Genomic DNA, 9,912 nt, shown 5'->3' on the forward strand with positions numbered 1-9,912 from the left:
ACGTCTGCGGCGACGGCCGCCGCATGGCACCCGCCGTACGCGAGGCCCTCGCCGCCATCTACCGCAAGCACACCGGCAGCGACGACGAGACCGCCCAGCAGTGGCTCGCCCAGCTCGAAGCCGACGAGCGCTACCAGCAGGACGTCTTCGCCTGACCCCCCAGACGCCGGGAGGGTGCGGCGGTCCTGACACCCCGCACCCCCCCGGCCACCACTCCCCCACAAGGCACCACACGACACCCATCCGCCCGAACCGCCGGGAAATGCCGCAACGGCGACCCGATCCGCCTCATCCTCGTCCCCTGACAACTCTGCAGAAGGACGACCAAAGCCACCTCGGGCAGGGGTGAGTGGGCGCCGGTGCTTGAGGGAGCACCGGCGCCCACGGTCTTGTGTGGACGGTCAGTTCACCAGGGTCTTGGTACGCGCGGAGCCGACAGGGGTGTCGGCCGCCCGGATGAGGGTGCGGCGGACGGCGTACCCGAAGCGGTGGGCGGGCATGAAGAAGTGCCGCACACACAGGGCCACCGTCTGGTCGCGGGTGACGAACGGGCGCAGCCGTTGCGCCCACACGCCGAGGGCGGCGGACAGGCGGTCGTGTTCCGCGAGCAGCCGACCCAGCAGTTCGGCGCCCGCGATGCCCATGCCGGAACTCGGGACCGGCTCCTGATCGTGCGTGCTGCGGTCAGCTCAAGCCGGTTGGCGAGCTTGCCGGTCGCCTTGCTGAAGCGCCTCGGTGTCCAGATGGCCGGGGACCAGTCCTCACTGAGAAGTCGTCGGCAACCTTTTCGCTTCCTGTGGCCACTGAGCAGTGCACCGTCGACTCGATCTTCCGAACGGACAGGCATGAAGACAGCGAGGCAGGCCGCGCGGCAGCGCAGGCGCAGACACAGGCTGATGTTGGGCACCACGGTGGCGCTGGCCGCCGCGGGCGTTCTCGCCTACGTGGTCATGGCGTTGCTCCCCGACCGCGAGGCCGGTGCCGGGCCGACCGCCGTCGCACCCGTCGCCAGCGCTCACGTGAGAGCCACGACCGCGACCGCGACAAGCACCCCGACCCCGACAGGCACCGCGACCGCGACACGCAGCCCGACCCCGACGGTTGGTGCGACGACCGCGGCGTCGCAGCCGTCGGCCACGCAGGCCCCGCGGAGGACGTCCAACGCGGCTTCGTCGGCAGGGCGGATTCAGCCCAGGACCACCTACCAGGGAGTCGCCACCGTCTACGAGGCCGGGAACGGCGACGGCGCCTGTCTGTTCGGCCCGAGCGACGACCTCATGATCGCGGCGATGAACACCACCGACTACGAGTCGTCCAAGGCGTGCGGCGCGTACGTGCTCGCCCGCGCGGCGAACGGCGCCTCCGTCACGGTCCGGATCACCAACGAATGCCCACTGCCCTGCGCACCCGGGCAACTCGACCTCAGCGAACAGGCCTTCGCCGAACTCGCCGACCCCAAGCTCGGCCGGATCCCGATCACCTGGAGCCTGCTGAGCCCCAGCACGTCCGACACGATCTCCATCCGGTACAAGACCGGGTCCAGCCCCTATTGGTGCGGCATCCAGGCGATCGGCCACCGGAATCCGGTCGCGCGGCTGGAGGTCCAAACCACCAACGGCTGGCGGCAGTTGCCCCGTACCGACTACAACTACTTCCTCTCCGCCGACGGCAGCGGGTGCGGCGGTGCGATCAGGATCACCGACATCTATGGAGAACGACTGACAGTCAACGGGATCGCGCTGCGACCGGACGTCGTGCAGCCGACCCGGGTCCAGTTCGCCCAGCACTGACCCGCCATCTGCGCGGACGACAGGCTGAGCGCCCACGCACGCCCACCCGCCGTCAAGCAGCAACCGGGCGGGCGTCGACCTCGCGGCCTATGGCATCGGGACGTCCGTCCCCGGCCAGCAGGAGAGCGTACCGACGGCACCGCCCTCCTGCTGGTGAAGGTCCCTTGAGGCGGGCGCCGGCGGCTGCCGCGACGGCTGGACCTCACCGGAGGGCGACAGCCGGGCCGCTCGCCGGCGCGGGGGATCAGGCCTGGTTGAGCCCGTACCGGGGGCCGAGAACGGCGACTGCCTTCTTGAGCTCCTCGCCGACGTCGTCGAGACGATCCGCTTCTGCGGGGTCGACGGCTGCGCTGATCGCCGCTATCGGACTGCCGTCGGATGCCAACAGGGGCGTGGCCACGACAAAGGCGTCCTTGAGCGTGACTCCGCGGTTGAAGGCGAGTCGGCGGGAGCGGATCTCGGGGAGCTCGGCGAGGAACTGCCGGACCTCTCCTGCCTGTTCCGCACCGGCCAGCTCCAGGAGCCGGTACATCTCCTCGTCGGGGGCACTGGCGAGCAGAGTCTTGCCGGCGGCGGTCGTGCAGAGGGGGCGACGGGCGTGGGTGCGCGCGACGAAAGTCAGGCCGGGCGACTCCTGACCGGCATGGTCGGCGTAGACGAGGGCGTCGCCGACGCGCACCCCGACGAGGACGGTGCAGCGGAGGATCTTGCTCAACTCGGCCAGGAACTGGTGATCGAGAGACAACGCGGCCTGCTTGTTCGCGCGAGCGGCGAGGATGAAGGGCCCTGGTCCGAGGTGGAACCGGCGGTCGTCCTCGATGAGGTAGCCGCGGGCGAGAAGTCCGTTGGTCAGCTCCTGAACGGAGCTCTTCGCCGCGTCCAGGGCGGCTGCCAGCTCAGCCAGCGTCACTCCCCGCGGGCTCAGGGCCACGGCTTCGAGGATCCCGACCACTCGGTCGACCGTGCGATGCGGGCGGACGGGCATGCGGCTGATTTTAGCACCGCCCTGTCCGCCAAAAGTCCGTGCACGTGTCTTGTCAGGGAGGCGTGGGTCGCCGTAGCGTCCCAGCCATCCGGAAATCCGGTTAGCCATACGTAAATCCGTACGCCTCTCCATGCACCCCTACGCACCACCTCGCATGTCGCATGTCCCGGAAGGTCCGCACTCGCAACGAAAGGCCCGAAAACATGACCGCATCTGTCTCTCCCGGCGTGGCCACCACCCGCAGCGGCGCCCCGCTGCCGCTCGTCGCTCTGCCGCAGGGTGAGCTGCTGACCGTCAACATCGACCAGATCCCGCTGTTCAAGGATCTTGTCGCCCCCGGCATTCACATCCAGACGCTGCGCCTGGACCCCGAGCGCGGAGAGTGGGTTTTCCTGTCCACCTTGGCACCCGGGGTCGAGCTGCCGGTCCACTACCACACCGGTTCGGCTCAGGTGTGGACGATCCAGGGCCGCTGGCTGTACCACGAGTACCCCGACCAGCCGCAGACGGCGGGCTCCTACCTGTACGAGCCCGGCGGCTCGGTGCACACCTTCTACACCCCCGAGGACAACACCGAGGACACCGTTGCCCTGGCCTGGATCGAGGGTGCGCAGGTCAGCTTCAACGAGGACGGCACCTTCCACTCGGTCATGGACGCGGTGACCCTCCAGCACCTGACCGAGACCGCGGCGGCGGCGCAGGGCACCGGACCGATCCCCTACATCCACGGCGGCGCCGCCGGCGTCATCAAGTCCTGATCGGCAGGGGAGCAGCCATGCGACCGGCGTTCGACGGCATCCGGGTCCTGGAACTGGGCCAGATCTACAACGGCCCCTACTGCGGGCTCCTGCTCGCACAACTGGGCGCCGACGTCATCAAGGTCGAGCCACCCGGCGGTGAGCCACTGCGCTTCCGCTCGCACGAGCCGATCGAGTCCCACGAGTTCGTGATGCTCAACTCCCACAAGCGGAGCGTGGTGCTCGACCTGAAGACCGACGCCGGTCGCCAGGCGCTGCTCGACCTGGTCGAGACCGCCGACGTGCTCATCGAGAACTACGCGCCGGGCACGATGGAGCGCCTCCGGCTCAGCCCTGCGCGGCTCCTCGAACACAACCCGCGTCTGGTCGTGGCCTCCGGCAAGGGCTACGGGTCCACCGGCCCCTACGCCCACATGTCGGCCATGGACATCACCGTGCAGGCGATGTCCGGAAGCGCCTCGGCCACCGGGGAGCCCGACGGGCCGCCCACCAAGGCCGGCGCCGCGTTCGTGGACTTCTCCGGCGGCATCCACCTGTTCGGGGCGATCAGCGCGGCCCTGTTCCAGCGCGAGCGCACGGGACGGGGACAGATCGTCGAGGTCTCGATGCACGACACCGTCTACCCGATGCTCGCATCCAGCCTGGGCGGTCTGCACAACAACCCCGGCCGAGAGCTCCCCGAGCGCACCGGGAACCGGCATACGGGCATGGCGATCGCGCCGTACAACATCTACGAGGCGAGCGACGGATGGCTGGCGATCATCTGCATCGCCGAGCGGCACTGGCGCGGCGTGGCAACCGCACTGGGCCGGCCCGAGCTGATCGACGACCCCAGGTTCCGCACGCAGAAGGACCGGGTCGCCCACATCGACGCGGTCGACGAGCAGGTCTCTTCCCGCACCAGGACCCGGACGCGTGCCGAGCTGGTGCGGGACCTGCAGGCCGCCGGTGTGCCCTGCGCGCCGGTCAAGTCGATCCGCGAGGTCGACTCCGACGAGCACCTGATCCAGCGCGGCATGATCCAGTACGTCGAGCACCCGGCCAGGGGCCGGGTGCCGGTTGCGGGATGCCCTCTGAGGCTCAGCGACTCGCCGGTGGGCCCGCTGCGGGCCGCCCCGCCGCTGGGCGAGTCGACGCGGGAGGTTCTCGCGGAGCTTGTCGGCCACGCGGATGCGGCCGGCGAAGCCGGCACCCAGATCAATGGTGAGGATCCCAGGCATGTTCACACCTGAACCCGGTACTCCGCTGGCGGAGTACTACGACCAGACCCAGCCGCGGACCGGAGCCGTCCTCTCGCGCCGGAGCCTCGGCACGCTGGACGCGGTGACCATCGGCCGCTACGCACTGACCATCGGCGCCGCGGACCCCGTCCACTACGATGCCGCGGCCGCACGTTCGGCCGGGTACACGGATGTCGTGGCGCCACCGAACATGCTCGCCGCGATCGTGGAGTGGGGCATCGGCACCCCCGAGGCCCAGCTCCAGCCCGACGGGACACATCTCGGCGGTGACACGCCCCTCGGTGACGGTCTGCGCGTGATGGGGGCCGGCGAGGAGATGGAGTTGGTCGGTCCCGTGACCGCGGGCACGGAGGTCATGCTCGAAACCACCCTCGAGGCGGTCACTCCCAAGCAGACCCGCGCCGGCGACTGCGTGTTCGTCACCACCCTCCACACGTTCACGTCCGCCCAGGGTGCCGTCCTCAACCGCAACCGGCGCACCGTCGTGCTACGCAACCCCTTGCAGGAGTCGTAGTGTCCATCAACTACCAGGTCGGGGACACACTCCCACGGCTCAAGCACACGGCCACGACCTTTCAGCTGTTCCGCTACAGCGCGGTCACCTGGAACCCCCACCGCATCCACTTCGACGAGTCCTACGCACGCGAGGAGGGCCACGGCGGTCTTGTGGTGCACTCCCACCTGCGGGCGGCGCTTGCCCTGCGCTGTGTCACCGAGGCTCTCGGCCCCAAGTGGCGCGTGACGAAGGTCGCCTACCGCCTGCGCAAGCCCGTCTGTGCGCCCGCCAACCTGGCCTACACCGCGCGGGTGACCCACATCGAGGGCGACAGCATGACCCTTGAGCTCGCCGAGGAACACCCCTCCGGCGAGGTGGGGTTCGAAGGGACGATACGGGTCAGCAGGGCCGAGGGAGAGAACGCCGACGGTCTTCGCTCCTCTGCACCGGAAGAGTTGGCATGACGTCAGCATCAGAACGGGGCCGACGCCCCCTCCGTGTCGGGAACTGCTCCGGCTTCTACGGCGACCGCGCCTCGGCCATGGCCGACATGGCCCGAGCGGGCGGCATCGACGTCCTCACCGGTGACTACCTCGCCGAGGTCACGATGCTGATCCTCGGCAAGGCGCGCGCCAAGGACAGCACGAAGGGCTTTGCGACCACCTTCCTGCAGCACCTCGACGCGGCGCTCGAGCACCTCGTCGCCAACCGGATCAGGCTCGTCGTCAACGCCGGCGGACTCAACCCCGCCGGGCTGGCCGCCGCGACGCGCGCACTGATCGCACGCCACGGTCACGACCTGCGGGTCTCCCACATCGAAGGCGACGACGTCTTCGGCAGCCTCGACGGTCTGCGGCAAGCGGGCCATCGCCTGCCGCACCTGACGAGTGGTCAACCGCTGTCGGACTGGCCGCACCAGCCGCTGACGGCCAACGCCTACCTCGGCGGCTTCGGCATCGCGCGCGCCCTCCACAACGGCGCCGACATCGTCGTCACGGGCCGCGTCACCGACGCCTCCCTGGTCGTCGGCCCCGCCGCCTGGTGGTGGGGTTGGACGCCTGACGACCACGACGCCCTCGCCGGCGCGGTCGCCGCCGGACACGTCATCGAGTGCGGGCCTCAGGCGACCGGCGGCAACTTCTCCGGGTTCCGTTCCGTCCCCGACCTCGTGGAGCCGGGGTTCCCGATCGCCGAGATCGCCGCCGACGGCTCCTCGGTGATCACCAAGAACCCGGGCACCGGCGGCGTGGTCACCCAGGACACGGTCACCGCCCAACTGCTCTACGAGATCGGTGAACCCGCGTATCTCAACCCCGACGTGACCGCCCACCTGGACACCGCGACGCTGACAGACCTCGGCGAGGACCGCGTCGGGATCAGCGGCGTGCGAGGCACGGCGCCGTCCAGGACGACCAAGGTCGCGATCACCGGGGTGGGAGGCTGGACGAACAGCGCGATCCTCGCGCTCACCGGCACGGACCTCGACGCGAAGGCCGCCCTGGTGGAGCGATTCGTCCACCGCTACGCCGAGGCCGCCCGCGGGCTCGACGAGGTCGCTGTCGAGCGCATCGGGCGGGCCCAGCCCGATCCCGACACCCAGAACGCGGGAACCGAGCTGCTCAGGATCACCGTACAGGGGACGCAGCAGGCCGCCGGGCGCGCCTTCTCGTCGCGCGTGATCGAGCTGGCCCTGTCCAGCTACCCCGGGCTGTACGCCCTCGGCCCTCCGCAACCAGGGTCCGCATTCGGTGTCTACTGGCCCGCACTGCTCGACCAGCGGCTGCTCCACCACACGGTCCACCACTACGACGGCACGACCGAGATCATCGCCCCCGGCAACCCGGACGGAGCCGGTGGCGAGGTAACGCCGCAGGCCGAGCCGGCGCTCGCGCCATCGGTGCCCGCGCCGCGGGCGGACGAACTCGTCGTCGCCCCACTCGGTGAGATCGTGCACGCCCGCTCCGGCGACAAGGGCGGCGACGCGAATCTCGGCGTCTGGGTACGCGACCGTGAGGCATGGGACTGGCTCAGGTCCACCCTCACCATCGACGAACTGCGACGCCTTCTTCCCGAAACACGCGGACTGGAGATCTCGCGCCACGAACTCCCCCACCTGGGCGCGGTCAACTTCCTCGTCCGAGGACTGCTCGGAACGGGCGCCACCTCGACACTGCGGCTGGACTCGCAGGCCAAAGCACTCGGCGAATGGCTACGCTCACGCAGCATCAAGGTGCCGCGATCTCTGGTGCGATCCTGACGACGCCATGACCCACGACGGGCCTCTCATGTGGATGGGCACGGCACGTCTGGTCCTCGACCAGGCGTGCCGTGCCGAGGTAGTTGGCAGGGTGGTCCACCGCTGGAGTGCTCCGGTCAGTTCGCTGAGCATCAGTCCCGTGACAACCGCGCACACGGTGGCGGCGACGCGAGGGATCTCCGAGGCCGGCAGCTTGGCGGCGGCCAGTAGACGGCGAGGACGCGGTGGCGATCGGTGTGGGCCCGGCGTCCGGCGGTGTTGACGTACTCGGCGAGCTTGAGCGCGCTGCGGTCAGGTCGCGAACGGCGGCGAGCACGGCGGGCGTATTGCGGGTCCTGCCCGCCCGTCAGCGCGTAACCCGTCGCAGAGTCAGCCGCCGACAGCCGGGTGATCCGTGTGCAGATGGTCGAGGATGGCGCTGGAGATCTCCGCGAGTTGGTCGATCTGCTCTGCTGTGAGACGGTCGATGACCAGGCGCCGCACCTCCTGGGCATGGCTGGGGGCTGCTTCTTCCAAGGCTGTGCGTCCTTCTGACGTGAGCGCCGCATACATGGCGCGTGACGCGCCGCTCTGGCGCTCCACCAGGCCGCGCTTGCACATGCGGGTGAGCTGGTGGTGGAGGCGGCTCTTCTCCCAGCCCAGCTCATCGCTGAGCTCATAGGCACGCAAGCGCCCGCCCGGGGCTTCCGACAGGGCGACGAGTACCGAGTAATCAGCGTTTGACAGGCCGCTGCCCGCCTGGAGCTGCTGTTCGATACGTGACCGCAGAACCTCCTGCATCTGGATGAACGTCCGCCAGGCCCGCACTTCGCGTTCGCTCAATCCCTGCCACTCCATGGCCCCATCATACCTTTGAGTTGACATGTCTACTCGACCGAGTACTGTGAGGTGACACGTCAACTCGATGGTGGTTCTGAAGGGACGTAGGTCATGGAAGCCCTGCAAGGCGCAGCGGAGCGTAGCGTCGTCCGCGTCGAGAGGAAGATGCATTTCGGAGGGGACACGCAGGTCGACGACAGGAACGTGGTCATCACTCCGATGAGGCCGGAACTCACGGATCCGTTCCTGCTGTTGAGCGAGGACTGGTTCTCCTCACCGGGCTTCGAATGGCATCCCCACCGCGGTCTCGAGACGGTCACACTGGTCCTCGACGGCGTCCTGGAGCACGGTGACAACATCGGTCATGTTGGCGCGCTGACCACTGGAGACGTGCAGTGGATGACCGCAGGGCGCGGAATCATCCATCGCGAGCTCGCCTTCCGCAAGGAACGGGCGCACATCCTGCAGCTGTGGGTGAACCTGCCGGGCGAGATGAAGATGGTCGACACCCGTTACCAGGACCTGCTGGCCGACCGTCGACCCGTCATCGAGACGGACGGCGCCCGCATCGACCTCATTTCGGGCGAGGCCGGCGGCGTCCAAGGCCCCGCACTGAACAACTGGCCCATCTCCGGAGCGGTGATCACCCTTGAGCCCGGCCGACGCCTGGATCATCTGCTGCCCGGCCGGGATCGTGCCTTCGTCTACGTCCTGTCCGGCAGGGTGACGGTCGCCGGGCGTCCCGTGCGCGCAGGGGAGATCGCCTGGTCCGACCCCCTTCCCCAGGCTTCGCTCTCGACCATCGCGCTTGAGACCGCCGACGGCGACGAGCACAGCGTGGTCATGGTCTACAGCGGTGAGCCGATCGGTCAGCCCGTCGCGATGGGGGGCCCGTTCGTGATGAACAGCGCGAGCGAAATCGAGCAGGCCTTCCGCGACTTCCACAGCGGCAGGTTCGGCGACATCCCGAACCAGGCCCGTCTGCAGTTCCGCTGACATCGGGGCACCCACCCCCGTCTTCCCAGACCGTGGTGCCCGCAGGCCCGGCGCGGCACGCACACTCCGGAGCCTTCACCTCCGCCTCCAGCCCAAGAAAGGAAAACCTCGGAACCCGCGCATCGCCGGCTCTGACGCACCTCGCCGTGGCCGCCCTGCTCATTCCGGGACTGGTCGGCCCGAAACTCGGGGCCAAGCCGTGAGCCGAAGCACGACAGCGGGCAGACGTGACCCGGCGGCGCCCTCCTGTTGAGGGCGAACCAGCAGGATCGGCGGCTCCGGCGGCAGCGGGCGGGTGCCGACACGGTGCGCCCACGCCACGCTCAGCACCATTCTTACGACCTACAGGTCCGTATCGGCGTTGACTTCGTCGTTCGAGGAGTCTCGCCGCTTGGTCTCGCTCTTGGCAAAAGCGCCCTTCTCCTGCCCCTCCAACAGTTCCCGGATCGCAGCGTCTGCCTTTTGCTGGTCTTCCTTCGTCAGTTCGAGAGGTGCGTTGCGGCAGACGGTGTACCGGTCGGGATGAATGATGTTGTTGGTCCTCAAGGTGAAGGTCAGAAGCGAGCGCCA

11 protein-coding genes are annotated in these 9,912 nt (G+C 69.0%); 7 read left to right on the top strand and 4 right to left on the bottom strand.

The genetic code is table 11. The annotated features are described in order from the left end of the window. Positions 1 to 401: 401 nt before the first annotated feature. Entirely contained in the window at positions 402 to 644 is a 243-nt protein-coding gene (locus ACX28W_RS43145) for a hypothetical protein (protein ID WP_459005562.1), read from the bottom strand. Between the two features lie 201 nt (positions 645 to 845). On the opposite strand from ACX28W_RS43145, the gene ACX28W_RS43150 reads away from it, so the two are divergent. Then, entirely contained in the window at positions 846 to 1,790 is a 945-nt protein-coding gene (locus ACX28W_RS43150; RefSeq protein ID WP_459005563.1) for an expansin EXLX1 family cellulose-binding protein, read from the top strand. 244 nt (positions 1,791 to 2,034) lie between these two features. Here ACX28W_RS43150 and ACX28W_RS43155 read toward each other — a convergent pair whose 3' ends face one another. Further along, the gene (locus ACX28W_RS43155) at positions 2,035 to 2,775 is read right to left on the bottom strand and encodes an IclR family transcriptional regulator (RefSeq protein ID WP_459005564.1); all 741 of its coding nucleotides are present in this window, start codon (positions 2,773 to 2,775) and stop codon (positions 2,035 to 2,037) included. A 203-nt stretch (positions 2,776 to 2,978) separates the two neighbouring features. On the opposite strand from ACX28W_RS43155, the gene ACX28W_RS43160 reads away from it, so the two are divergent. The 5 genes from ACX28W_RS43160 to ACX28W_RS43180 are packed head-to-tail and all read left to right on the top strand — an operon-like array spanning position 2,979 to position 7,527. Continuing rightward, a complete protein-coding gene (locus tag ACX28W_RS43160; RefSeq protein WP_459005565.1) occupies positions 2,979 to 3,533 on the top strand; it encodes a 2,4'-dihydroxyacetophenone dioxygenase family protein in 555 nt (184 codons plus the stop codon). A 17-nt stretch (positions 3,534 to 3,550) separates the two neighbouring features. Next, positions 3,551 to 4,765 carry a CaiB/BaiF CoA transferase family protein gene (locus ACX28W_RS43165; protein WP_459005566.1) on the top strand — a complete coding sequence of 405 codons (1,215 nt, stop codon included), beginning with the start codon at positions 3,551 to 3,553 and terminating at the stop codon, positions 4,763 to 4,765. After that, positions 4,752 to 5,288, top strand: coding sequence for an FAS1-like dehydratase domain-containing protein (locus tag ACX28W_RS43170; protein WP_459005567.1), 537 nt, complete (start codon positions 4,752 to 4,754; stop codon positions 5,286 to 5,288). The genes ACX28W_RS43165 and ACX28W_RS43170 overlap by 14 nt, the downstream gene beginning before the upstream one ends. After that, on the top strand, positions 5,288 to 5,734 hold the full coding sequence (locus tag ACX28W_RS43175; RefSeq protein ID WP_459005568.1) for a MaoC/PaaZ C-terminal domain-containing protein: 447 nt from the start codon (positions 5,288 to 5,290) through the stop codon (positions 5,732 to 5,734). Before ACX28W_RS43170 ends, ACX28W_RS43175 begins: the two co-directional genes overlap by 1 nt. Continuing rightward, entirely contained in the window at positions 5,731 to 7,527 is a 1,797-nt protein-coding gene (locus tag ACX28W_RS43180) for an acyclic terpene utilization AtuA family protein (protein WP_459005569.1), read from the top strand. The genes ACX28W_RS43175 and ACX28W_RS43180 overlap by 4 nt, the downstream gene beginning before the upstream one ends. Positions 7,528 to 7,896: 369 nt before the next feature. Here the strand turns inward: ACX28W_RS43180 and ACX28W_RS43185 are convergent, their stop codons facing one another. Continuing rightward, positions 7,897 to 8,364: a MarR family winged helix-turn-helix transcriptional regulator gene (locus ACX28W_RS43185; RefSeq protein WP_459005570.1), complete on the bottom strand. Its 468-nt coding sequence runs from the start codon at positions 8,362 to 8,364 to the stop codon at positions 7,897 to 7,899. Positions 8,365 to 8,457: 93 nt separating this feature from the next. Here ACX28W_RS43185 and ACX28W_RS43190 point away from each other — a divergent pair, with 93 nt between their 5' ends. After that, positions 8,458 to 9,342, top strand: coding sequence for a pirin family protein (locus ACX28W_RS43190; RefSeq protein WP_459005571.1), 885 nt, complete (start codon positions 8,458 to 8,460; stop codon positions 9,340 to 9,342). A 342-nt stretch (positions 9,343 to 9,684) separates the two neighbouring features. Here ACX28W_RS43190 and ACX28W_RS43195 read toward each other — a convergent pair. After that, positions 9,685 to 9,912 (bottom strand): hypothetical protein (locus tag ACX28W_RS43195; RefSeq protein WP_459005572.1); only part of this gene is annotated, 228 nt, incomplete at its 5' end.

The sequence above is a fragment of the Streptomyces sp. SD15 genome (genome assembly GCF_054462255.1).

Bases quoted from the DNA above. Each gene is read 5' to 3' on its own strand.
- ACX28W_RS43190 (WP_459005571.1), top strand. From the start codon at position 8,458: ATGGAAGCCCTGCAAGGCGCAGCGGAGCGTAGCGTCGTCCGCGTCGAG.
- ACX28W_RS43165 (WP_459005566.1), top strand. From the start codon at position 3,551: ATGCGACCGGCGTTCGACGGCATCCGGGTCCTGGAACTGGGCCAGATC.
- ACX28W_RS43155 (WP_459005564.1), bottom strand. From the start codon at position 2,775: ATGCCCGTCCGCCCGCATCGCACGGTCGACCGAGTGGTCGGGATCCTC.
- ACX28W_RS43145 (WP_459005562.1), bottom strand. From the start codon at position 644: ATGGGCATCGCGGGCGCCGAACTGCTGGGTCGGCTGCTCGCGGAACAC.
- ACX28W_RS43150 (WP_459005563.1), top strand. From the start codon at position 846: ATGAAGACAGCGAGGCAGGCCGCGCGGCAGCGCAGGCGCAGACACAGG.
- ACX28W_RS43185 (WP_459005570.1), bottom strand. From the start codon at position 8,364: ATGGAGTGGCAGGGATTGAGCGAACGCGAAGTGCGGGCCTGGCGGACG.
- ACX28W_RS43180 (WP_459005569.1), top strand. From the start codon at position 5,731: ATGACGTCAGCATCAGAACGGGGCCGACGCCCCCTCCGTGTCGGGAAC.
- ACX28W_RS43160 (WP_459005565.1), top strand. From the start codon at position 2,979: ATGACCGCATCTGTCTCTCCCGGCGTGGCCACCACCCGCAGCGGCGCC.
- ACX28W_RS43170 (WP_459005567.1), top strand. From the start codon at position 4,752: ATGTTCACACCTGAACCCGGTACTCCGCTGGCGGAGTACTACGACCAG.